This is a genomic window from Streptomyces sp. NPDC048254, assembly GCF_043201895.1.
Classification (GTDB): domain Bacteria; phylum Actinomycetota; class Actinomycetes; order Streptomycetales; family Streptomycetaceae; genus Streptomyces.
In genome coordinates this window covers 95860-119322 of sequence record NZ_JBICZJ010000013.1, presented here as the reverse complement: position 1 = coordinate 119322, position 23463 = coordinate 95860, and the positions used below count along the sequence as shown (strand labels likewise).

Genomic DNA, 23463 nt, shown 5'->3' with positions numbered 1-23463 from the left:
TGATGCCGTGCGTCGGCCCGCCGGTCCCGTGGCCTGCACCTCTCACGAGTCAGGAGCGCATCATGGCGACACCTGTCCGCCGGCCCGCGGGCCGCGGCCCCGCTGCCCGGCGCACCGCCGTCGGGCTCGCCACCACCCTGCTCGCCGTCGGCGCGTGCAGCGCCCCGGCCGCGGGGGAGGAAGCCCACCGCGTGTCCGCCACCACCTGCGCCGACAAGGTCTACACGGGAATGACCCAGGCGCAGCGGGTCGGCCAGCTGTTCATGGGCGGGATCGCCGCCGCCCGCCCCAGCACCACGGACCTGCGTACCCTGCGTACGTACCATGTCGGGTCCGTCATGCTGACCGGCCGCAGCACCGCCGGCACCACGGCGACGAAGAAGGTCGTCGACGGGGCGCGGGCACAGGCGGACACGGTCGCCGGCCACCGGGTCGGGCTGCTCGTCTCCACCGACCAGGAAGGCGGACAGGTCCAGGTCCTCAGCGGCCCGGGCTTCTCGGTGATTCCCAACGCCCTGACCCAGGGCTCGTGGAGCACGGCGACCCTGCGCTCCCGCGCCGGGACCTGGGCCAAGCAGCTCAAGGCGGCGGGCCTCGACCTCAATCTCGCCCCGGTCGCCGACGTGGTGCCCGCGAGCCTCGGCACCCGCAACGCTCCCATCGGGCGCTACTACCGCGAGTACGGCCACACTCCTGCCGTGGTGACCTCGGGCACCGGCGCCTTCGCCGCGGGCTTCCGCGCGGCCGGGGTCATGACCACCTTCAAGCACTTCCCCGGGCTGGGCCAGGTCACCGGCAACACCGACACCACCGCGAACGTCGTCGACTCGGTGACCACCGCCTCCAGCGCGAGCCTCCAGCCGTTCCGCAGCGGGATCGCGGCCGGCACGCCGTTCGTGATGGTCTCCTCGGCGAAGTACACCAAGATCGACTCGAAGCATCTGGCCGTGTTCTCCCCGACCGTCATCAACTCGCTGCTGCGCACCAAGTTCGGCTTCAAGGGAGTCGTCATCTCCGACGACATCGGCCAGGCGGTCGCGGTACGCGCCTACACCCCGGCCCAGCGGGCGGTGAACTTCCTGACCGCCGGCGGCGACATGATCCTCACGGTCAAGGCGTCGACGGTGCCGGCGATGGTGCAGGGCGTGCAGGCCCGGATGGCGACGAGCGCCTCCTTCCGCGCCACGGTCGCGGCCTCCGTGCACCGCATCCTCACGGCCAAGGCCACGGCAGGCCGGCTCACCTGCAGCTGAGACCCGCCCCCACACGGCCAGACATATTTACTTATGGCTGGTTGAGCAGTCCAGACTGATAAACCTAGTATTAGTACATGTGAAGACAGACATGGCCTCCGATGCCGGCGGAACACACGATCCGAGCGACGCCTCCCAGCTCGCCTACGAGCTCCGGCTCGCGGTGGGCCGTATGACGCGGCGGCTGCGGCAGGCCCACGCGGTGGGCGACGTATCGCTCTCGGGCGTGTCCGTGCTCGCCCGGCTGGCCGCCGACGGACCCGACTCCCCCACGGCGCTCGCCGAGATGGAGCGGGTGCGGCCGCAGGCCATGGCGACCACCCTCGCCCAGCTCGAACAGCGCGGCCTGGTCCGCCGCACCCCCGATGCCGCGGACGGGCGGCGGAGCATCGCGGCCGTCACCGAGGAGGGGCGGGCCATGCTCGCCGAGCGGCGCTCCGAATCGGTGCAGCGGCTCGCGAACGTCCTCGACACGTTCTCCACCGAGGAGCGCGCGACCCTCGGGGCGGCCGTACCGCTCCTCGGCCGGCTGGCGGAACACCTGTGAGCGCGCGCGTGCGGCCCGGCTCCCTGCGCTCGGCCCGCCACAAGGACACCCCTCCGGGGCCCGGCTACAAATGGGTCGCGCTCTCGAACACCACCCTCGGCGTGCTGATCGCCACGATGGACGCGTCGATCGTGATCATCTCGCTGCCGGCGATCTTCCGCGGCATCGGCCTCGACCCGCTCGCGCCGGGCAACATCGGCTATCTGCTCTGGATGATCCTGGGGTACCTGCTGGTCTCCGCGGTCCTGGTGGTCGTGCTCGGGCGGCTCGGCGACATGTTCGGGCGGGTGAAGATCTACAACCTCGGCTTCCTGATCTTCGCCTGTGCCTCGGTCGCGCTGTCGCTCGATCCGTTCCGTGCGGGGGCGGGCGCGATGTGGCTGATCCTGTGGCGGATCGTGCAGGCCTTCGGCGGGTCCATGCTCACCGCCAACTCGGCCGCCATCCTCACCGACGCCTTCCCCGCCCGGCAGCGCGGTACGGCGCTCGGCATCAACCAGATCACCGCGCTGGCGGGCCAGTTCCTCGGGCTGCTCGCGGGCGGTCTGCTCGCCGTCGTCGACTGGCGTGCCGTGTTCTGGGTGAGCGTCCCGGTCAGCATCACCGGCACCATCTGGTCGTACCTGAGCCTGCGCGAGACCTCCGCGGGCCGGCCCGGCCGGATCGACTGGCTGGGCAACATCACCTTCGCGACGGGCGCCGGCATCCTGCTGGCCGGGATCACGTACGGGATCCAGCCGTACGGTGACAGCGCCACCGGCTGGGGGAACCCGTGGGTGCTGACCGGCCTGATCGGCGGCGTCGGTCTGCTGCTGGCCTTCTGCGTCATCGAGACGCGGGTCGCCGAGCCCATGTTCAACCTGACGCTCTTCAAGAACAGGGCGTTCGCGGCGGGCAACGTGGCCGCCCTGCTGACCGCGATCGCGCGCGGCGGCCTGCAGTTCATGCTCATCATCTGGCTCCAGGGCATCTGGCTGCCGCTGCACGGCTACGACTTCGAGGACACCCCGCTGTGGGCCGGCATCTTCATGCTCCCGCTCACGCTCGGGTTCCTCGTCGCGGGCCCGGTCTCCGGCTATCTGTCGGACCGGTTCGGCGCCCGGTTCTTCTCCACCGCCGGCCTGGTCGTCGTCATGCTGTCGTTCCTGGGGCTGCTCGCGCTGCCCGTCGACTTCGACTACGGGCTCTTCGCGGCGCTGCTGCTGCTCAACGGGCTGGGCCAGGGCATGTTCTCGGCGCCCAACACGTCCTCCATCATGGGCAGCGTCCCGGCCGAGTACCGGGGTGTCGCCTCGGGCATGCGCTCGACCTTCCAGAACTCCGGTACGGCGCTGTCCATCGGCGTCTTCTTCTCGCTGATGGTCTCCGGCCTCGCCTCCTCGCTCCCGGACACGCTGAAGAGCGGGCTCATGGCACACGGCGTGCCGGCCGCCTCCGCCGCGCACGCCGCCTCACTGCCGCCGGTGAGCACCCTGTTCGCGACGTTCCTCGGCAACAACCCGATCGAGCACCTGCTCTCCTCCGAGGGCGTCCTGGACCATGTGACCAGCGCCCAGCGGTCCGCCCTGACCGGCCACACCTTCTTCCCGCAGCTGGTCTCCGGTCCGTTCCACCACGGCCTGGCCATCGTGTTCGGGGTGGCCGCGGGCATGGCCCTGGTCTCCGCCGTGGCCTCCGCCCTGCGCGGCAGCCACCGGCCCGACCAGGACCTCCAGGACCCTCAGGAGCCGAAGGACCAGCCCCCGGCGCGGACGGCACAGCCCCGGCACAACGCTCCGTCCTGAAAGACACGGGTGCCCCGGCGGAGATCCGCCGGGGCACCCGCGATCCGCTCAGAGAGCGACGGTCACGGGTACGAGGCGAGGTTCGCCACGTTGGTCGAGGAGTTCGACGGGCCTCCCGTGTTGTTGATGACGTGGCTGATGGTGCCGGTGCCACCGAGGGAGACCGTCACCATGCTGGTGAAGCGGACGCCCGAGTTGTTCGGTGCCTCGACGGCGTGCGCCGCGACCACAGCGGGGTTGACGTTGAAGTAGCAGTAGCTGCCGAGGCCGTACACCTGGTGGCTGGTGACCGAGTCGGCGACCTTGTAGGCCGCGTAGCCCTGGGTCGAGCCGTTCATCCAGGCCGCCTGGTTGGGCGGGTCGTACGGCATCTCGTTCTGGTAGAAGTACGTCCGGCCGCCGTTGCCGTTCCAGATGGTCTGGTACTTCTGGAAGTGCTCGACGAACAGGCCGTACATCGTCACGTTGTCGCCGTTGACCACCAGGCCGGTGTCGCCGGTGTTGCTGGTCCAGCCGACTCCGCTGCCGTGGTCGGCGCGCCAGATCCACATGTGGTCGCCGATCACGTTGTCGCTGTTGACGACCAGGCTGGTGGTGGCCTTGCCGACGCCCGCGCCGCCGACCCGGAAGTACACGTCGTGCAGCGAGGTCGGGTCGGCCGCGTGCGAGGCCGAGGAGTTGCTCGGGCCGACCTCCACCAGGGTGGACGAGTTGGTGGTGCCGGCGTCGAAGAGCAGGCCCGCGATCTGGACGCCGTCGACGTCCGCGACCTTCATGGCGGTGACGCCGTTGTCCGGGACGAAGGTGGCGAGGCCGAGGCCGAGGACGACGGTGTCGGCGCGGTTGATCTGCAGGGTCTGGTCGAGGTGGTAGACACCCGGGGTGACCAGGAGGTTCTTGCCCGCCGTCAGGGCCGAGTTGATCTGGGAGGCGGTGGCCCCCGGCTTCACGATGTAGAAGCTGTCCAGCGAGAGCGACGAACCGGAGGCGGAACCCGAACTCCAGCTGGTGCCGCTGGTGTTGGACCGTGCGGACGGCACGAACACCTGGTAGTTGCCGGAGCCGTCGACGTACAGGAACGGCTTCTCACGGGTCACCGGGCTCTGCGCGACCGTGGTGTCCGGCGGGCTGGGGAAGGTGGTGGACGGCACGCCCGTGCTGCCCACGAAGACCATGTTCCAGTTGGAGCCGGTCCAGCTGCCGAGCTGCGAGTTGCGGGTCAGCCACTGCTGCTGGCTGCCGGAGTTGACCTGCCCGTTGATCTGGCTGTCGGCGATCAGGCCGCCGCTGGACCAGCCGCCGTCGTCCAGGGCGAGGTTGCCGCGCAGATGCACCCGGCGGTAGGCGGACGCCTGCGAGACCGCCCAACGGTCGCTGCCGCTCGTCGGGTTGACGGAGAGGTTCTCCGCGCCGCGCCAGAAGTTCTGGGTGGCGTTGCCCTGGAACCAGTCGGCCTCGGCATGCACCGCGCCGTTGACCGAGACCGCGTCCGGGGACAGACCGAGGCCGAGGACCTGGGTGTAGAAGCCGACGTTGACGTCCGCGCTGTAGGCGCCCGGCTTGAACATCACGGCGTAGCGCTGGGAGCCGAACTGGTTGGTCTGCTGCTGCTGGAAGATCGAGTCCAGCTTGCTCTGGATGGTCGAGGCGGACATCGACGGGTCGAAGATCACCACGTTGGAGCCCAGATCAGGGTTGCTCGTCTGAGCCACGGGCACGACCTGGAAACGCTGGGCGGCGGTGCCGTTGCAGGTGTACTGCACGAACTGCACGCTGTCGGCGGTGGAAGCAGCGGGGTCGTCCAGGCACTTGCCGCTGTTGCGGTTGACGAAGTGGTAGGCGCCGCCGCCGTCGTCCACCGGCAGCCACTGCTGGTTGGTGCCGCCGCCGTAGGTCCACAGCTGCACGGCCGCGCTGTCGGCCGTGGAGACGCCGGTGACGTCCAGGACTTCGTTGGTGTTGTTGGCGTTGTTGATGCGGACGTAGCCGTCGCTGGTGGTGGTGAAACTCCACTGCTGGGCGGTGGAGTTGTTGCAGGCGTACTGCTGGACGACGGTGCCGTCGGCGGTGGCGGCCGCCTTGGCGTCCACGCACTTGCCGCTCGCCGCGTTGAGCAGGGTGACGTTGCCGGTGGGCAGCGTGGCGGCGGACGCGGGCGCGGCCGCGCCGGCCGCGGTCAGCAGGGAGGCGGCGACAACGGCCACCGCTGCGGCGGCCGTTGCTCTGCGGCGCCGGGGAAGGCTGGGCACTGGTTCTCCTGTTCGGGGGTTCAGCCGGTGTAGCCGGCGAAGACGCGCGTGTAGTCCCAGTTGGACTGGCTCACGCCCGAGCAGCTGTCGGCGGAGCCGCCGGTGCAGGGCCGGTCGCGGTTGGCGGACCAGAAGGTGAGCCGGGCCAGGTGGTGCTGCTGGGCGTAGGCGAGGATGGTCCGGAAGTCGGCGACCGTCACGGTCTCGCTGTTGTCGGTGATGCCGTTCATGGACGAGATGCCCATGTCCCGGTAGGCCGTGTCGTCGCTGTAGCCGTACGCGTTCTTCAGCGCGTTCTTGAGCCCCTCGGCCGCCTGGGTGGTGAGGTTGCCCATGTTCTGGCCCGCGCCGCCGAAGTCGAACGGCATGATGGCCCAGGCGTCGACGGTCAGCCCGGAGGACGCGGCCCGGTTGATCAGGCTGGTGTCGGGGCCGCTCTGGCCGGTGCCGATGGTGATGTACACCTTCAGGCCGGGGTTGTTGGCCTTCACGGTCTTCAGCGCGTCCACGGTCCGCTGCTGCACGGTCCCGTTGCTGTAGGCGTCGGCTTCGAGGTCGATGTCGATGGCCTTGAGACCGCCGTAGGCGTTGATGACCTTCTGGTAGGCCGCCGCCAGTTCGCCCGCGCTGGAGCAGGAGCTCTCCAGCTTGTTGCCGCTGTAGCCGCCGAAGGACGGGATGACGTCACCGCCGTTGGCGCGCACGGTGTTGATGGTGCTCTGGTCGACCCCGCCGGTCAGCGCCCGGCTGCCGTCCCACTGCGGGTTGCAGTAGCCGTTGCTGAGGACGAACGCGAGCGTGTAGTACTTCACGCCGGTCGCGTTGGTGATCGTGGTCGGGCTCGGCGGGTCGCCCCAGCCGTTGTACAGGTACGGCGCCACGGCCATCGGCGAGGACGGGGTGGTGCCGCCGTCGGCCGCGGGCGCGGTCCACTTCTGGTTGGCGGTGCCCGCGCAGGTCCAGATCTGTATCCGGGTGCCGTTGGCGGAGGTGTTGCCGGTGACATCCATGCACTTGTTCGCCTGCGGATTGACGATGTCGTTCGCGGACGAGACGGTCCACTGCTGGTTGGCGCCGCCGCTACAGGTCCACAGTTGCAGCTTGGCGCCGTCGGCGGTCGAATTGCCGGTCACGTCGAGACACTTGCCGAGGGCGCGGAGGGTGCCGTCGCTGCCGCGGGTCCACTGCTGGGCAGAGGTCCCGTTGCAGTCGTAGAGCTGGACGGCCGTGCCGTCGGCGGAGCTGGCGCCGGCGACGTCGAGGCACTTGCCGGCGAGACCGGTGATGGTGCCGGTGGCGGCCTGCGCCGGAGCGGCGGTGAGCAGGCCTGCGGAGAGGGTCAGCGCGGCTATGGAGGCAGCCGTGACAGCCGTGGGCAGAGGTCTGGCCATATGCGGGGGGTGGCCTTTCACGCGGGGGGTGGCAGCACGGTGTGGCCCAACACCCGTTGGTCAGGTGGGTGTTGGCTACACACGTGAGGCTTTGTTTAAGGCGTGAAACTAAAGGTCCGGACCACAGTCGTCAAGTAGGGGAGCGCTCCCCTCCTCGACTCACAGGAAAACGTGACGGTGATGTGAACGCTCCGTCAGGGCGTGGTCACTTCCGCGAACTGAGTGCGGTGCAGTTCGGCGTACCGCCCGTCCGCCCGCAGGAGTTCCTCATGGGTGCCGCGCTCCACGATCCGGCCGGCCTCGACCACCAGGATCTGGTCGGCGGCCCGGATCGTGGACAGCCGGTGGGCGATGACCACGGCCGTGCGCCCCTCCAGCGCCTCGGTAAGGGCCTCCTGGACGGCCGCCTCCGAGGTGTTGTCCAGGTGGGCGGTGGCCTCGTCGAGGATGACCACGCGCTGGCGGGCCAGCAGCAGCCGGGCGATGGTCATGCGCTGCCGCTCGCCGCCGGAGAGCCGGTAGCCGCGCTCGCCGACCACCGTGTCCAGGCCGTCCGGCAGGGACCGTACGACCTCGTCGAGGCGGGCCCGCCCGAGGGCGTCCCACAACTCCTCGTCGCCGGCCGCCGGCCGGGCGAGCAGCAGGTTGGCGCGGACGGTGTCGTGGAAGAGGTGGCCGTCCTGGGTGACCATGCCGAGGGTGGCCCGCAGGGAGCCGGCGGTCAGGTCGCGGACGTCGACGCCGCCGATGCGCACGGCGCCCCCGTCGACGTCGTACAGGCGCGGCAGCAGCTGGGCGATGGTGGACTTGCCGGCGCCGGAGGAGCCGACCAGGGCGACGGTGCGGCCGGGTTCGGCGCGGAAGGAGATGCCGTGCAGGACCTCGGCGCCGCCGCGGCCGTCCAGGGTCGCGACCTCTTCGAGCGAGGCGAGGGAGACCTGGTCGGCGGCCGGGTAGGCGAAGCGGACGTCCTCGAACTCGACGGCCACCGGGCCCTCGGGGACCTCGCGGGCGTCCGGTTTCTCCTCGATCAGGGGCTTCAGGTCGAGCACTTCGAAGACCCGCTCGAAGCTGACCAGGGCGCTCATCACCTCGACACGGGCGCCGGCGAGCGCGGTGAGCGGGGCGTACAGCCGGGTCAGGAGAAGGGCGAGGGAGACGACGGCGCCCGGCTCCAGGGTGCCACGCAGCGCGAACCAGCCGCCGAGGCCGTAGACCAGGGCGAGCGCCAGCGAGGAGACCAGGGTGAGCGCGGTCATGAACACCGACTGGGCGGTGGCGGTGCGCACCCCGATGTCCCGGACCCGGGCGGCACGTGCCGAGAACTCCGCCGACTCCTCCTCGGGCCGGCCGAAGAGCTTGATCAGGGTGGCACCCGGAGCGGAGAAGCGCTCCGTCATGCGGGTGCCCATGGCCGCGTTGAGCGCGGCGGCCTCGCGCTGCATCTTGGCCATCCGGCCGCCCATCCGGCGGGCGGGCACCACGAACAGCGGCAGCAGCACCAGCGCGAGCAGGGTGATCTGCCAGGACAGGGTCAGCATGACCACGAGGGTCAGCAGCAGCGTGACCAGGTTGCTGACCACGCCGGAGAGGGTGTTGGCGAAGGCGCGCTGGGCGCCGATCACGTCGTTGTTGAGACGACTGACCAGCGCTCCCGTACGAGTACGTGTGAAGAACGCGACGGGCATGCGCTGCACATGATCGAACACAGCCGTTCGCAGGTCGAGGATGAGTCCCTCGCCGAGCGTCGCCGAGAGCCGCCGCCCGAGCACCCCGAGCGCAGCCTCGGCGACCGCGACACCGGCGATCAGCAACGACAGCCGTACGACCGTGCCGGTGTCGTGCCCCGACACGATCGCGTCGACGACATGGCCGGCGAGCACCGGGGTCGCCACGGCGAGCAGGGCCGTCACCACCCCGAGCAGGACGAAACGGACTATGCCGCGCCGGTGCGGGCGGGCGAAGGCGGCGATACGGCGCAGGGTGGCCCGGTCGAACGGGCGGCGCTCCTGCTGGGCGGTCATCACGCTGTGCAGTTGCGCCCAGGCGGTGGTCTCCATACTCATGAGAGAGAACGTAGGACCTCAAGCTTCGTTGAGGTCAATGTCCGCTCGCCGTCCCCTCGTACGAAGGACCCGATGAGCCTCCCGAAGGCCCCGCCCGGCTCCGCGAAAGCCCACGCGAAAGCCCAGATGAGCCTCCCCCCTCACCCGCTTCCCGTCCGTCATCCGGCGTCTCCCCTTCCGCCACCCGCCGTTGGCGCGGCGCGGAAAACCTCTCCCGGTGTGACAGCGGTAAGAATCCCCGGCTTCCGTGAGGGCCGTCTCCCCCGGCTCGCCCGCCATGTCCCCTGGCGGCACATCCTCACCCTGATTCCGCTCCTGCTCGTCGCGGTCATCACGGTGCAGCACTGGTCGGTCCTCGTCGAGGGTTTCGGCCACCTCCGTGACGCCTCCTGGCCCTGGCTGCTGGCGGCGGGCGCCGCCACCTGTCTGACCTGGGTGGCCGCGGCCTTCACCCGGCAGGGCGCGGTGGTCCAGCAACTGCCCCGCTGGCGGCTCCTTGCGACCCAGCTCGCGGCCGGCTCCGCCAACCATCTGCTGCCGACGGGCCTGGGCTCCGGCGCGGTCAACCTGCGGTTCATGACCGTGTGCGGGGTGCCGCTGGCCACCTCCTCAGCCGCGCTCGCCCTGTACCTGCTCGCCGAGTCGGTGGCCCGGGTGGGCCTGATGGCCGTGTTCTTCGTCGCCTTCCCGGACGCGCTGCATCTCGGCGGCCTGCTCCCGCACGGGACGGCCGGCCCGATCGTGGCCGTCGCCGGCGCGCTGGCCGCCGTGGCGCTGGCCGCGCTGTTCCTCGTACGGCGGGTGCGCGAGCCCGTGTTCCGTTTCGTGCGCTCCGCCCTGAACGAGGCCCGCTCGGTGCACACGCGTCCGTCCCGGGCGCTGGCCCTGTGGGGCGGTTCGCTCGCCTTCCCCGCGCTCCAGGCGGCCGGTCTGGTGGCCGTGGGGCAGGCGCTGGGCCTGCCGGTGCCGCCCGCGCACATGGCGCTGGCGTACCTGGCGGCCACGGTGGCCGTCGCGCTGATCCCCACGCCGGGCGGTCTGGGTTCCGTGGAGGCGGCGCTGATCGTGGCGTTGGTGGCCGCGGGCGGCCCGGTGGCGGTCGCCACGGCCGTCGTCCTCGCGTACCGGATCATCACCGTGTGGGTGCCGTTGCTGCCGGGAGCACTGACACTGGGAGCGCTGGTGCGACTGAAGGTCATCTGACCGTTCCTAGAGACTGAGCGGGAGTGAGTCCTGTTGCGAGGATTCATGCTCAGCCGAGCGCCCCGGACGGTGTTGGGCGTTCTGGTCGACCGCGTTCGCTCCGCGTCCGGCGCCGACGGATCGTGTCCGTGGTCCGGGGACGCGGAGGCGGTGTCCCTCACGCCCCGGGGTTCCCGGTCTGGCCTGGACGGTCCGATGCCCCACACGATCGCTCTGGTCGTGTGGGGGCGGTGCCGTCCGACGCCGGATCGGGTGCCCCAGGGCGCGCCTTCCGATCGCCACGGCGGCTGCGTCGTGGCGAGTGGTCTTACGAGTAGTGGTGGTGAGGGGTTTTTGCCAGTGCTGGGCGCCCCACCTGCTGGTGTAGGCGGGATCAACGGCGATGACGGGGATGCCGAGTTCGGCCGCCATGCTGACCAGCCGGGCCCGCAGCCTGGCCACGGGCATGCCGGAGATCAGTTTCCGGAACCGCTTCCTGCCGCCGTGCTTCTCCCGGGTCTTCTCCGCGGCGAAGTCAAGGTCCTCCACGGCGATCGCGAGGCCGTGGCGTCTGGCCCAGTGCAGCAGCCGGATCAGCGCATGCCTCACCTGGGCATCGCGGTGCTCGGCGGTACCGGACAGGTCGTAGCCGAACCGGCACGGCTGGGCGACGGGGTTGCCGTGCCGGTCCAGGCGCCAGGCGGCCAGGTGGTCGGCGTTGGTGTCCACACCGATCAGACCCCTCGCGCGGGCCGCTTCCAACGGCAGCGTCTGTACCGGCGGGATGGTCCAGGAGGCGGTCAGGTACCAGCGGCCCCGAACGGTGTCCTCATGGATGCGGTAGGCCACCGCCCGGTTGGTGGTGATCCGGTCGGCCCACTGCTCGCCCCGGTGCGCGAACGACACCGTCGCGGCCAGGACGTACCGGCCGTGCGGGGCATTGGCAAGATGCGCCAGCGGCGCCGGGAGCTTGATCGAGACCTCGCCCCCGGGGGTGACACGGACGGTCTCGTTGCCGTACCGCTTCCCGGACTCGCCGTCCGCCTGGAGGAACCGCCGTTCGGCCCTCCACCGCGTGCGCCACTGCTCCTCGGTAAGCCCGGCCGTGTCAAGGTGGTGGCGGCTGTTCAGCGGCCGCTTCCCGCCGCGCACCACACGCACGACACCTGCCTGCCAGTCGGCCCGCGCCGCCTACAGCCGGTCCTCGAGGACCTGCAGACGGCGGGACTTGGCGTGCCACTCCCTGCGCGAGCGGTAGCCGCCCGGAGCATGCCTGGCACCCTTCTCACCCAGGGGCAAAGACAGACGGTGGGAGATCGTCGCGATCCCCGCCTGAAGGCTGTGGATGTGCGCGAGCCGGCCGCGCCGGGCCAGCGCCCACTGGTCGTGGGTGGCTTTCGTGATGGACCCGGCCCAGCGGGAGGAGGACTCCCCGGTCAGGACACGCTTGCGCTGCGCCCACTGCTCACCGTCGTGGTCCAGCCCGGCCGCACACCTGGCCTTCAGATCACGGGAGGCGAGCGATGCGAGGTGATCACCGACCAGGCCCAGTACCCTCTCGTCCTCGGCGGTCAGACCCTTGAGGCGGGTACGGACCGCGACCCCCGAAGGGCCGGGCACCACGAACGGCGCCGCCACCTCCCCCAGTCCGCTCAACGCACGCACCCCCCGGTGCCGCCGAATTCCGCCACCCACCCAACGACCAGCACTCGCCAAGGTCACGCATTCGAGACAAGAAACTTCGTTCTCCACCCGGCACGTGCGCCCGCCACCGCCCGAAGACTCACTCATTCGTACCAGAACGCGCTCACGTACTGTCGATCACCACCTGTTCACAACCCCGGATGGCTCTCCGACGGAAGGAAACGCATGCCGGTCCGCCTGGAACGCAAGGGTCCTGTCACCACGGTCGTGCTCTCCCGGCCCGAGGCGCGCAACGCGGTGGACGGGCCGACGGCAGCCGAACTGGCCGCCGCCTTCCGGGAGTTCGAGGCGGACGACGCGGCCCGGGTGGCGGTGCTGTGGGGTGAGGGCGGCACCTTCTGCGCGGGCGCGGACCTGAAGGCGATGGGCGGCGAGCGCGGCAACCGGGTGGCGGAGGACGGGGACGGCCCGATGGGCCCGACCCGGCTGCGGCTCTCCAAGCCGGTGATCGCGGCGATCGCCGGGCACGCCGTGGCGGGGGGCCTGGAACTGGCCCTGTGGTGCGATCTGCGGGTCGCCGAGGAGGACGCGGTGTTCGGCGTCTTCTGCCGCCGCTGGGGCGTGCCCCTGATCGACGGCGGCACGGTACGGCTCCCCCGGCTGATCGGCACCGGCCGGGCCATGGACCTGATCCTGACCGGCCGCCCGGTCCCGGCCCCCGAGGCGTACGAGATGGGCCTGGCCAACCGCCTGGTCCCGCCGGGCCGGTCCCGCGAGGCGGCCGAGGAACTGGCCGCGTCCATAGCCGCTTTCCCGCAGGCCTGCCTGCGCAGCGACCGGGCGTCGGTGCTGGACCAGGAGGGGCTGGACGAACCGACGGCGATGCTCGGTGAGATCCAGTACGGCATGGACGTGCTGCCGGAAGGTCTGCAGGGCGCGGCGCGCTTCGCGGCGGGGGCGGGCCGGCACGGGTCCTTCACGGGCGGCTGAGCAGCCACTCCAGCACCGCACCGGCGGCCAGGACCCCCTCCCGGGCCGCCGTCCGGGCGTCCCGGCCCGGGTGCGGCAGACCGCCGACGGCGAAGACCCCCGGGCGGTCGGTGCCCGGCCCGTGGGCGAGGGTGATCCGGGCCCGGCGGGCTAGTTCGTCCTCGGCGACGAAGTCCCCGGTGAAGACGACCGTGTCGCAGGAGAGGACTCCCGTACGCCCGTCGAGGTGCCGGATCCGGACGCCGGACAGCCGTCCGTGGCCGAGGATCTCCGTGACCGTGGTGCCGGTGAGCAGCGGGACACGGGAGCGGAGCTGGGCGTCCAGGGCACGGACGGAGGCGGCGCGCGTCACGTCGGTGACGGCACGGACAACAGCGGCGCGCGGCCGGTCGGTGAGCATAGCGACGACCTCGGCGCCCGCGGCGCGTACCGTCTCGGCGGCCGCGTACGACACGTCCTCGGCCCCGACCACCACCGCCCGCCCGCCGATCGGCTGCCGGTAGCGGTGCACCGCCTGCTGCAGTTCTCCTCCGGTGTAGACCCCGGCGGGCCGGGTGCCCGGGATCAGCCGTGCCGTGCGGGGGCGTTCGTAGGCGCCGGTGGCGAGGACCACCGCCCGTGCGGTGACCGTCTCCGGGCCGCGCACGCCGACGGTGGCGAGGCCTAAGCGCTCCGCTGGAAGTACCGCGATATGCCGTGTGTCGACTGCGGCGCCGTCGTGGCTGGTCGCGCAGTTCCCCGCGCCCCTTCGGGGCGCTGCCGAACCGCAGCGAACTTCGCCGGACCCGCTTGGCGTCCCGGCCCAGTCCAGTACGGTCACCCCGGTACGGACCACCGCTCCCGCCCGCGCGGCCGCCTCGACGAGCAGACCGGCGTACGCCGGTCCGGTCAACGGCCGGGTCCAGGTGCCGAATCCGCCGTGGACGCAGTACCGCGGCACTCCCCCGGCCTCCGGCTCCCGCTCCAGCACCTCGACCAGGCCGGCTCCGGCGGCGGCGAGCCGGGCGGCGGCCGCGAGACCGGCGGGGCCGGCACCGACGACCAGGACGTCGACCTGGCGTTCCGTGGTCACGGTCTGCCCGCCCTCTCGAACAGCTCCCGCACCGTGGCCCCGCAGTGGAAACCCTGGCAGCGGCCCGCCCCGGCCCGGGTGCGGCGGCGCAGGCCCGGCAGGCTGCGTGGCGGGATGGTCCCGGCGAGGGCGTCCCGGATCTCGCCGAGGGTGACGTGCTCGCAATGGCAGACGACGACGTGAGAACCCTGCTGGTACGGACGAGGGAAGGCCTCGCCGAGGTTCGGCATCCGGACCGGTTCCAGGTCGACGGGGTCGTTCAGGTCGAGGCCCGAGTCCCGCAGCAGTCCGGTGACATGGGCGGCGATGGCGAGCGAGGCGGTGAGGCCGGTGGAGCGGATGCCGCCGACGGTGACGTACGCCTGTTCGGGGTGGGCGGAGATGCGGTAGTCGTCGTGCTCGGTGGCCGCGCGCAGACCGGCGTAGACGGCGGTGACCTCCTCGTCGAGGAGCGCGGGCAGGATCCGGCGGCCGCTCTCGCGCAGGACCGCCAGCCCCTCGGCGGTCGACCCGGTGGCGGTCCTGTCGTCCAGGTCCTCGGCGGTGGGGCCCAGCAGGACGTTGCCGTAGACGGTGGGGGCGACCAGGACGCCCTTGCCGAGGGCGGTGGGGACCGGCAGCAGGATGTGCCGGACCAGGTCGCGGGCGAGCTTGTCGTAGACGATCAGCTGGCCGCGGCGCGGGGTGACGGTGAAGGCGCGGTGGCCGAGGTGACGGTCGAGGGTGTCGGCGTGCAGGCCGGCCGCGTTGACGAGGTGGCGGGTGTGCAGGGGGCCGCGCGCGGTGGTCAGGGTGTGCGCGCCGGCGTGCCGGCTCACCTGTGCCACGCGGGAGTTGAGGTGGAGGTCGACGCCGCCCCGCACGGCCTGGGTGGCGTAGGCCAGGGTCGTGCTCCAGGGGCAGATGATGCTCTCGCCGGGTACGTGCAGGGCGCCGAGCGCGCCGGGGCCGAGGTGGGGTTCGCGGGCGTACAGCTCGGCGGCGGTCAACAGGCGGGTGTCGTGGTGGTCGTTGCGTACGGCCTGCCGGGCGAGGCCGGGCAGCGCGGACCGCTGCTCCTCGTCCCAGGCCACCAGCAGGGCGCCGACCGGCTCGACCGGGATGCCGGACTCGGCGGCGTACGCGGCGAGGAGCCGGGAGCCCGCACGGACCAGGCGGGCTTCCAGGGTGCCGGGGTGGGCGTCGAAACCGGTGTGCAGGAGGGCGGTGTTGGCCTTCGAGGTGCCCTGGCCGACATCGTCCTGGGCCTCCACCAGGGCGACCTTGAGGTGCGGGTGACGGGCCAGTTCACGGGCGATCGCGCTGCCGACGACCCCGGCGCCGACGACCGTCACGTCGTAGGGGGCGGTGGGCAGCGGCCCGTCGGCGGTGACCGTCACCCGGGTGCTCCGGCGCCGGCGCCGGCGCGTGCGAGCAAGGCGGCGACGGCTGCCCGGAAGGTGCCCAGCCGGTCGGCGGCCTCGCCCGGCGAGATACGCGGCTCGTAGACGGCGGACGGTCCCCCGTCCGGCAGGAAGTCGGTGGGGTCGGTGCCGAGGTAGGCCAGGGCGCCCACCCCGAGGGCGGTGGCGTCGGGCAGCGTGGACACCTCGACCGGGCGTTGCAGCAGGTCGGCCTGGATCTGCATGAGCAGGGCCGAGCGGGTGAGTCCGCCGTCGACGCGCAGCGCGGTCAGCGAGGTGCCGAGGTCGGTCTCGGCGGCTTCGGCGAGTTCCACCACCTGGGCGGCGAGGCCCTCGCACAGGGCGCGCACCAGGTGCCCGGGGCCGGTGTCGAGGCCCAGCCCGGTGAGCGAGCCGCGCAGGTCGCCGCGCCACCAGGGAGCGGCGAGCCCGGCCAGCGCGGGGACGAAGGTGACCCCGCCGGTGTCGGGGACGGTGCCGCCGACCCGGTCGAGGTCGGCGGCGCCGGAGATCACGCCGAGGTCGGTGAGCCAGCGTACGGCGGAGGCGGCCGTGTACACCTGGCCCTCCAGGCAGTAGCCGGTCTCCCCGGCGAGGCGCCAGGCGACACAGCTGACCAGTCCTGAGGTGCTGTGCCGAGGGGTGTCGCCGGTGTGCGCGAGCAGGAACGCCCCAGTGCCGTAGGTGCACTTGGCGCCGCCCGGACCGGTGATCCGCTGGGCGAGGAGGGCGGCCTGCTGGTCCACGGCAAGGCCGGTGAGTGGGATCTCGCGCCCGAACTCCTTCGTCGTGCCGATGAGTTGGCAGTTGTCGACGATCTCGGGGAGGTGTTCGGCGGACAGTCCGTAGAGGTCGAGGGCGCGCGGTGACCACTGCACCCGGTCCAGATCGAGGAGTTGGGTGCGGCCGGCGGTGGCGGCGTCGGTGACATAGGCGCCGGTGAGCCGGTGGACCAGCCAGGCGTCGGTGGTGGTGACGACCCCCTCGGTGGTGAGGTGGCGGCGGATCCAGGCCATCTTGGGCGCGGCGAAGTAGGGGTCGAGGGGCAGTCCGGTGAGTTCCCGTAATTCGGCCGCGTGTTCGGCGAGTTCGGTGCAGACGGTCTCGGCCCGGCGGTCCTGCCAGACGATCGCGGTGGTGAGCGGGCGCCCGGTACCGGGGTCCCAGGCCAGGACGGTCTCGCCCTGGTTGGCGAGGCCCAGCGCGGTGACCGGTTCGCCGGCCTCGGCGAGCGCCCGGCGGCCGGCGACGAGCACCGAGTCGTACAGCTCCTCGGGGTCCGCCTCCACCAGGCCACCGGGCAGGTGCCGGGGTGTTATGGCGACGAATCCGGTGCCGATGACGCCCCGTTCGGGGCAGATCACCAGGGCCTTGGTGCCGGACGTGCCCTGGTCGACGGCGAGCACCGGACCTGTCATCGAGCCTCCCTGGTGATCACTGCGCGACAGCCTGCCGTCGTACGGCGGGCCACGTCAACCAGGCGCGGTGTGGCGGCAGTTCGAGCCGGACAGATTCAGTGCGGTCCCGGCGGACGGAGCCGCGGTGCGAACCTCTGTGCGGATTCGGTTCCGCGGATACGGCAGGATGAGCGGTTGCACAACCGAATGGGAGGTAACCGGTGGACCGAGCGCTCACCGTCGATGACCTGGTCCTGGCCGGCATCGCCCTGGCGGCGGGCCTGTTGCTGGCCTTTCTGTCACGCGGCATGCTGCGCTGGCTGGCCAAGCACGCGAAGCGGACCCGTTGGAGCGGTGACGACGTCATCGTGGACGCGCTGCGCACGGTGGTCCCGTGGGCGGCGCTCTCGGGCGGCGCGGCGGCCGCCGCGGCGGTGCTGCCGCTGACGAGAACGGTCCAGCACCACACCAACCAGTGCCTGAAGGTGCTGCTCATCTTCGCGGTGACGGTCTCGGCGGCGCGGGTGATCGCCGGCCTGGTGCAGTCGGTCACCCAGTCCCGCTCCGGGGTGGCCGGTTCGGCCACGATCTTCGTGAACATCACCCGGGTGCTGGTCCTGGCGATCGGCTTCCTGGTGGTGCTCCAGACGCTGGGCATCTCCATAGCACCGCTGCTCACCGCCCTGGGCGTCGGCGGCCTCGCGGTCGCGCTCGCACTCCAGGACACCCTGGCCAACCTCTTCGCGGGCATCCACATCCTCGCCTCGAAGACCGTGCAGCCGGGCGACTACATCCAGCTCAGCAGCGGCGAGGAGGGCTATGTCGTGGACATCAACTGGCGGCAGACGACGGTCCGTCAGCTCTCCAACAACCTGGTGGTCGTCCCCAACGGCCAGCTGGCGAAGACGAACATGACCAACTACACGCGCCCCGAGCAGGAGTTGACGATCCTGGTGCAGGTGGGCGTGAGTTACGACAGCGACCTCGACCACGTCGAGCGGGTCACGCACGAGGTCATCGCCGAGACGATGACCGAGATCACCGGCGCCCTCCCCGAGCACGAGCCGGCCATCCGCTTCCACACCTTCGGCGACTCGCGGATCGGCTTCACGGTGATCCTGGGCGTCGGGGAGTTCAGCGACCAGTTCCGGATCAAGCACGAGTTCATCAAGCGCCTGCACCGCCGCTACCGCGAGGAGGGCATCCGCATCCCGGCCCCGACCCGCACGGTGGCGCTCCAGCAGGGGGCCGTGGTGATCCCGCAGCAGCGCGTCCCGGACAACCTGCCGTCGGGCCTGCCGCACACCGACTAGCCCCCTGCCCATCGCGCCTACAGCGTGGCCGAGTTGTCGTGGTGGTGGCCGCCGCGCAGGCTGGGCGGGGTGGCCGGAGACGGCGTCACCGGGGTGACCGTCCAGTCGGGGTGGCCGGGCATCCGCGGGGTCGTGGTGCCGTAGAGCCAGTCGCGGAGGAATCCGGAGCGGTCCTGGCCGGATACCTCGGCGGCGACGGCGAGGTAGTCCTCGGTGGACGCCGAGCGGTGCCGGATGCGGTCCAGGAAGGCGCGCTCCACCGCGTGGAAGGCGTCCTCGCCGACCAGCTCGCGGAAGGCGTAGAGGACCAGGACGCCGCCGAGGTAGCGCTGGTCGTCGAAGAGGTCGGCCTCGTTCGGGGCGGCCACCGGGCCGGAGTCGTGACGCCACTGGTCGCCGCGGGCGTAGGTGTCCTTCATCCGCGCCTCCATGGTGGCCATGCCCAGGGAGTCCGGCCAGCCGCGTTCGTAGCGGTAGAGCAGCCCGTAGAAGCCGGCGTGGCCCTCGTTCGGCTAGGGGTCGACCCAGGTAAATGGGGCCGGTCCCTAGCCGAACGAGGAGCAGGCCGTGCTCTGCAGCACATGCAAGCCGTCGCTTTCTTCCTGATGGTGCAGGAGGTTCGGCTTTTGGAGCTCTCTCCCGGGTGCCCCGTGAGACTCCCGCCTGGATCGCTCCGGCGGATTTGACGGCACTTATGTCCGTCCGGCGACGATCCTCCCGACCGCCGAGCAGGTCAGCGACCCGCCTTGTCCCGGCAGCTTGACTGTCACCGCCTGACACCGCGACACTGCCGTGCGCGCATGTCGGCCCGCAGCGCAAAGCCGGGATTCGGCCCTGCCGATCCTGACCCCACAGCCACCGACCGTGATCTGGACGAATTCCGTGGCGATCGGCGCGCGCGGGACCGGTACGAGTACGCCGTACGGTCGCCGGGGAGGGACTCGGTGCAGGTCGGCAGGCCGTTCGCGACACCGCGCAGTCCGTTCGGGACGGTGATGCGGAAGGTGAAGTCCGCCTTGTCCGAGGGGTGGTCGTTGCACGGGAAGACGGTGTGCGCGGAGTTCGGCTGCGGGCAGACGGCGAAGCCGTCCGGGGTGGGCACCCAGGCGGTGTGCGGGAGGGTGCGGCGCGGATCGGCGCCGTACTCCACGCACACCGTGACACGATCGTGCTCCCGCAGCGGGCGGGCCGGGGTGATCCGCAGCTTCTCGTCGGCCTGCTCGAAGAGCGCGCCGCGGCCGTCGACGCGCACGGAGCGTATGTCGAGGCCGAGCGCGTCCAGGGAGAAGCGGGACAGATTCCGCGTGGTGCGGACGCGCAGCGTCGCGGTGCCGTCGACCAGGCGGGTCGTGGCGTCGTAGGCGAGGTCGAGGTCGTAGGCGAGCACCCGGTAGCCGTCGTTGCCGAGGGCCGGGTAGACGGGGTCGCCGAGGGTCTCCGGGCCCGGGGCGGGCGTCCTGCCCCCGGCCCCCGCGTCGCCGCTTTTCTCCCCCGCGGAGAAGGGACGCGCGAGGGCCGGGGCGCCCGTGGCCAGTACGGTCGCCGTGCCGAGCAGGGCAGCCGCCGGGGCCGTCACTCTGGTGCGATTTCTCATCGTCCGCTTTCGCTCGGGCAGCCGGTTGGTCGGTCCGGCCGCCGGTCGATGGTGGCTCGCTTGTCATGACCACCCTTTCGACCGATCCGGTTGCCCGTCGTATGACCATCGGATCTTCCGAGTCGCGGACCCCTGTCGAGCCCGGGTCGTTCACGAGATATCTTGATGTCGAGCAATGTTGCAGACGTGGAGCGGAGCACCCGGTGACTGACTCGACCATCTTCTACACCTACACAGACGAGGCCCCGGCCCTGGCGACGCACTCGTTCCTGCCGGTGATCCAGGCGTATGCCTCGCAGGCCGGTGTCGCCGTGGACATCCGCGACATCTCGCTGGCCGGGCGCATCATCGCCCACTTCCCGGAGTACCTGAACGAGGACCAGCGCGTCCCGGACGCCCTGGCCGAGCTGGGCGACCTGGCCAAGACGCCCGAGGCGAACATCGTCAAGCTGCCGAACATCTCGGCGTCGATCCCGCAGCTGAAGGCCGCCGTCGCCGAGCTCCAGGGCAAGGGCTACGCGCTGCCGGCCTACCCGGACGACCCGAAGACCGACGAGGAGCGCGAGATCCGCGCCCGCTACGACAAGATCAAGGGTTCCGCCGTGAACCCGGTCCTGCGTGAGGGCAACTCGGACCGCCGCGCCCCCGCCTCGGTGAAGAACTACGCCAAGACCCACCCGCACCGCATGGGCGCCTGGACCTCCGAGTCCAGGACCAATGTGACCACCATGGGCGAGAACGACTTCCGCTCCACCGAGAAGTCCGTGGTGATCTCCGAGGCCGGCGCCCTGAAGATCGAGCTGGTCGCCGAGGACGGCACCACCACCGTGCTCAAGGACTCCGTACCGGTCCTGGCGGGCGAGGTCGTCGACGCCTCGGTGCTGCACGTCGCCCAGCTCAACGACTTCCTGGCCGCACAGATCGCCCGCGCCAAGCAGGAGGGCGTCCTGTTCTCCGTGCACCTCAAGGCCACGATGATGAAGGTCTCCGACCCGATCATCTTCGGTCACGTGGTGCGCGTCTTCTTCCCGAAGACGTTCGCGAAGTACGGCCAGACCCTCAAGGCGGCCGGCCTCAGCGCGAACGACGGTCTCGGGGGCATCCTCAAGGGCCTGGAGAACCTCCCCGAGGGTGCCGAGATCAAGGCCTCCTTCGACGCCGAGATCGCCGAGGGCCCGGCCCTGGCGATGGTCGACTCCGACAAGGGCATCACCAACCTGCACGTGCCCTCCGACGTCATCATCGACGCCTCGATGCCGGCCATGATCCGCACCTCCGGCCACATGTGGGGCCCGGACGGCGAGGAGGCCGACACCCTCGCGGTCATCCCGGACTCCTCCTACGCCGGTGTCTACCAGGCCGTGATCGAGGACTGCCGCGCCAACGGCGCCTTCGACCCGTCCACCATGGGCTCGGTCCCGAACGTGGGCCTGATGGCGCAGAAGGCCGAGGAGTACGGCTCCCACGACAAGACCTTCGAGATCGCCACCACCGGCACGGTCCGCCTGGTCGACGCGGCCGGCAACGTCGTGATCGAGCAGCCGGTCGCCGCCGGTGACATCTTCCGCGCCTGCCAGACCAAGGACGCGCCGATCAAGGACTGGGTGAAGCTGGCCGTCACCCGCGCCCGCGCCACCGGCGACCCGGCCGTCTTCTGGCTGGACGAGGGCCGTGCGCACGACGCGCAGCTCATCGCCAAGGTCAAGCAGTACCTGGCCGAGCACGACACCGAGGGCCTGGACATCAGGATCCTGGCGCCGGTCGAGGCCACCAAGCTGTCGGTGGAGCGCATCCGCCGCGGCGAGAACACCATCTCCGTCACCGGCAACGTGCTCCGTGACTACCTGACCGACCTCTTCCCGATCCTGGAGCTGGGCACCAGCGCCAAGATGCTCTCGGTCGTCCCGCTGATGGCGGGCGGCGGCCTGTTCGAGACGGGTGCCGGCGGCAGCGCGCCGAAGCACGTCCAGCAGCTGGTCAAGGAGAACTACCTGCGCTGGGACTCGCTCGGCGAGTTCTTCGCGCTGGTCCCCTCCTTCGAGCAGTACGCCACGGCCACCGGCAACGCCCGCGCCCAGGTGCTCGCCGACACCCTCGATCGCGCCACGGCGACCTTCCTCAACGAGGACAAGTCCCCGACCCGTCGCGTCGGCGGCATCGACAACCGCGGCAGCCACTTCTACCTGTCCCTGTACTGGGCGCAGGAGTTGGCCAAGCAGACCGACGACGCCGAGCTCGCCAAGGCGTTCGCGTCGTTCGCCGAGACGCTCACCGCCAACGAGCAGCAGATCGTCGACGAGCTGCTCGCCGTCCAGGGCTCCCCGGCCGACATCGGCGGCTACTACCAGCCCGAGAAGGCCAAGGCGGACGCGGTCATGCGCCCGTCGGCGACCTGGAACGCGGCGCTCGCGGCCCTCTGAGCCGACCTCCCGGTCCCCAGGGGCCCGGATGAAGTCTCCGCCCCGGCAGGCGCCCGCCCGCCGGGGCGGAGCCATGTCCGGCCCCCGTGGCGCGCGTATGTCGTTCGTGAAGTCCGCGTGTCTCGTGCGGCGCGCGGCCGGTCCATCGGGACCGGACAGGTGGGCGGCCTGATCCGGGAGCTGCTGGGCCCGTCGTCGATGTGACACCTTGATCCTGCACCCCGCCACCGACCACACCCCGGGAGCCGCCCGTGTCCGAGCCGTCGTACGAACTGCTGCCCGGCGCCGCCGAGTCGCCCGTGATCCTGCATGTGCCGCACTCCGCGCGGGCGGTCCCGGCCGGCGTGCGCGCGGACATCGTGCTCGACGACGCGGCGCTGGAGCGGGAGCTGGACCACATCACGGACGCGCACACGGCCGAGCTCGCGGAGGCGGCGGCCGGGCTCGCCGGGGTGACCCCCTGGCGGTTCGTCAACCGGCTGTCCCGGCTGGTGGTGGATCCGGAGCGGTTTCCGGACGAGCGGGAGGAGATGCTCGCCGTCGGGATGGGGGCCGTGTACACGCGGACCACGCACCGGGGCGTGCTGCGGGACGAGCCGTTCGATCCCGGGCCGTTGGTCGCGCGGTACTTCCGGCCGTACGCCCGGGCGATGACGGAAGCGGTCGCCGGGCGGCTGGCGACGACCGGGCGGGCGGTGGTGATCGACGTGCACTCCTATCCGAGCCGGGCGCTGCCCTACGAGCTGCACGGGGCGGGGCCGCGGCCGCCGGTGTGTCTGGGCACGGACGGCTTCCACACGCCGGCCGAGCTGACAGCGGCGGCCCGCGAGGCCTTCGCGGGGTGCGGGGAGACGGGGCTGGACAGCCCGTTCGGCGGGGCCTACGTGCCGCTGGAGTTCTACGGGGCGGACGCGCGGGTCGGCGCCCTGATGATCGAGATCCGGCGGGACCTCTACATGACCGAGCCGGGCGGTCCGGCGGGGGCGGGAGCCGACCGGCTCGCCACCGCCCTCGCCGTGCTCGTGGACTCCGTCGCCGGCTGACCCTCCGGCTGGAGCATTCCCGCAGGACACGTGGTGAGGGCCGTACGACCGTGGAGGCATGACCACGGAGATGACCGCGCCCACGACCACGGAGCCGGCCGAGCTCACGACGACG

At 71.5% G+C, this 23463-nt stretch carries 14 protein-coding genes and 2 pseudogenes; 8 read left to right on the top strand and 8 right to left on the bottom strand.

What is annotated here, in order from left to right; translation table 11 throughout:
* The first annotated feature begins 62 nt into the window (after positions 1-62).
* The 3 genes from ACGFZQ_RS32600 to ACGFZQ_RS32590 all read left to right on the top strand — a co-directional run bounded on the left by ACGFZQ_RS32600 (position 63) and on the right by ACGFZQ_RS32590 (position 3584).
* Positions 63-1253 carry a glycoside hydrolase family 3 N-terminal domain-containing protein gene (locus ACGFZQ_RS32600; RefSeq protein ID WP_393843341.1) on the top strand — a complete coding sequence of 397 codons (1191 nt, stop codon included), beginning with the start codon at positions 63-65 and terminating at the stop codon, positions 1251-1253.
* 91 nt (positions 1254-1344) lie between these two features.
* Positions 1345-1800, top strand: coding sequence for a MarR family winged helix-turn-helix transcriptional regulator (locus ACGFZQ_RS32595; protein WP_393843340.1), 456 nt, complete (start codon positions 1345-1347; stop codon positions 1798-1800).
* 116 nt (positions 1801-1916) lie between these two features.
* On the top strand, positions 1917-3584 hold the full coding sequence (locus ACGFZQ_RS32590; RefSeq protein WP_393843449.1) for an MFS transporter: 1668 nt from the start codon (positions 1917-1919) through the stop codon (positions 3582-3584).
* Between the two features lie 62 nt (positions 3585-3646).
* Here ACGFZQ_RS32590 and ACGFZQ_RS32585 read toward each other — a convergent pair whose 3' ends face one another.
* The 3 genes from ACGFZQ_RS32585 to ACGFZQ_RS32575 all read right to left on the bottom strand — a co-directional run bounded on the left by ACGFZQ_RS32585 (position 3647) and on the right by ACGFZQ_RS32575 (position 9284).
* A complete protein-coding gene (locus ACGFZQ_RS32585; RefSeq protein WP_393843339.1) occupies positions 3647-5833 on the bottom strand; it encodes an RICIN domain-containing protein in 2187 nt (728 codons plus the stop codon).
* Positions 5834-5853: 20 nt separating this feature from the next.
* On the bottom strand, positions 5854-7224 hold the full coding sequence (locus ACGFZQ_RS32580) for a lectin (RefSeq protein WP_393843338.1): 1371 nt from the start codon (positions 7222-7224) through the stop codon (positions 5854-5856).
* Between the two features lie 194 nt (positions 7225-7418).
* Positions 7419-9284, bottom strand: coding sequence for an ABC transporter ATP-binding protein (locus ACGFZQ_RS32575; protein WP_393843448.1), 1866 nt, complete (start codon positions 9282-9284; stop codon positions 7419-7421).
* Between the two features lie 225 nt (positions 9285-9509).
* On the opposite strand from ACGFZQ_RS32575, the gene ACGFZQ_RS32570 reads away from it, so the two are divergent.
* Positions 9510-10493: a YbhN family protein gene (locus tag ACGFZQ_RS32570; RefSeq protein ID WP_393843337.1), complete on the top strand. Its 984-nt coding sequence runs from the start codon at positions 9510-9512 to the stop codon at positions 10491-10493.
* A gap of 6 nt (positions 10494-10499) precedes the next feature.
* On the opposite strand, the pseudogene ACGFZQ_RS32565 reads toward ACGFZQ_RS32570, so the two are convergent.
* Positions 10500-12128 (bottom strand): annotated as a pseudogene (locus tag ACGFZQ_RS32565) (IS200/IS605 family accessory protein TnpB-related protein).
* A 213-nt stretch (positions 12129-12341) separates the two neighbouring features.
* Between ACGFZQ_RS32565 and ACGFZQ_RS32560 the strand changes: the two are divergent.
* On the top strand, positions 12342-13106 hold the full coding sequence (locus ACGFZQ_RS32560) for a crotonase/enoyl-CoA hydratase family protein (protein WP_393843336.1): 765 nt from the start codon (positions 12342-12344) through the stop codon (positions 13104-13106).
* Here ACGFZQ_RS32560 and ACGFZQ_RS32555 read toward each other — a convergent pair.
* Genes ACGFZQ_RS32555 through ACGFZQ_RS32545 form a run of 3 tightly spaced genes read right to left on the bottom strand, consistent with a single transcriptional unit; the run spans position 13093 to position 16999 of the window.
* Positions 13093-14178, bottom strand: a complete 1086-nt coding sequence (locus ACGFZQ_RS32555) for an FAD-dependent oxidoreductase (protein ID WP_393843335.1) — start codon at positions 14176-14178, stop codon at positions 13093-13095. The genes ACGFZQ_RS32560 and ACGFZQ_RS32555 overlap by 14 nt on opposite strands.
* A complete protein-coding gene (locus ACGFZQ_RS32550) occupies positions 14175-15557 on the bottom strand; it encodes an FAD-dependent oxidoreductase (protein ID WP_393843334.1) in 1383 nt (460 codons plus the stop codon). The genes ACGFZQ_RS32555 and ACGFZQ_RS32550 overlap by 4 nt, the downstream gene beginning before the upstream one ends.
* On the bottom strand, positions 15554-16999 hold the full coding sequence (locus ACGFZQ_RS32545; RefSeq protein WP_393843333.1) for an FGGY family carbohydrate kinase: 1446 nt from the start codon (positions 16997-16999) through the stop codon (positions 15554-15556). The genes ACGFZQ_RS32550 and ACGFZQ_RS32545 overlap by 4 nt, the downstream gene beginning before the upstream one ends.
* Before the next feature lie 200 nt (positions 17000-17199).
* Here ACGFZQ_RS32545 and ACGFZQ_RS32540 point away from each other — a divergent pair, with 200 nt between their 5' ends.
* Entirely contained in the window at positions 17200-18291 is a 1092-nt protein-coding gene (locus ACGFZQ_RS32540) for a mechanosensitive ion channel family protein (protein WP_351745747.1), read from the top strand.
* Positions 18292-18308: 17 nt separating this feature from the next.
* On the opposite strand, the pseudogene ACGFZQ_RS32535 reads toward ACGFZQ_RS32540, so the two are convergent.
* A pseudogene (locus ACGFZQ_RS32535) lies at positions 18309-19885 on the bottom strand (M1 family peptidase).
* Between the two features lie 203 nt (positions 19886-20088).
* Here ACGFZQ_RS32535 and ACGFZQ_RS32530 point away from each other — a divergent pair.
* Positions 20089-22305, top strand: a complete 2217-nt coding sequence (locus ACGFZQ_RS32530; protein ID WP_351745752.1) for an NADP-dependent isocitrate dehydrogenase — start codon at positions 20089-20091, stop codon at positions 22303-22305.
* Positions 22306-22556: 251 nt separating this feature from the next.
* Positions 22557-23348, top strand: a complete 792-nt coding sequence (locus ACGFZQ_RS32525; RefSeq protein WP_393843332.1) for an N-formylglutamate amidohydrolase — start codon at positions 22557-22559, stop codon at positions 23346-23348.
* Positions 23349-23463 lie beyond the last annotated feature (115 nt).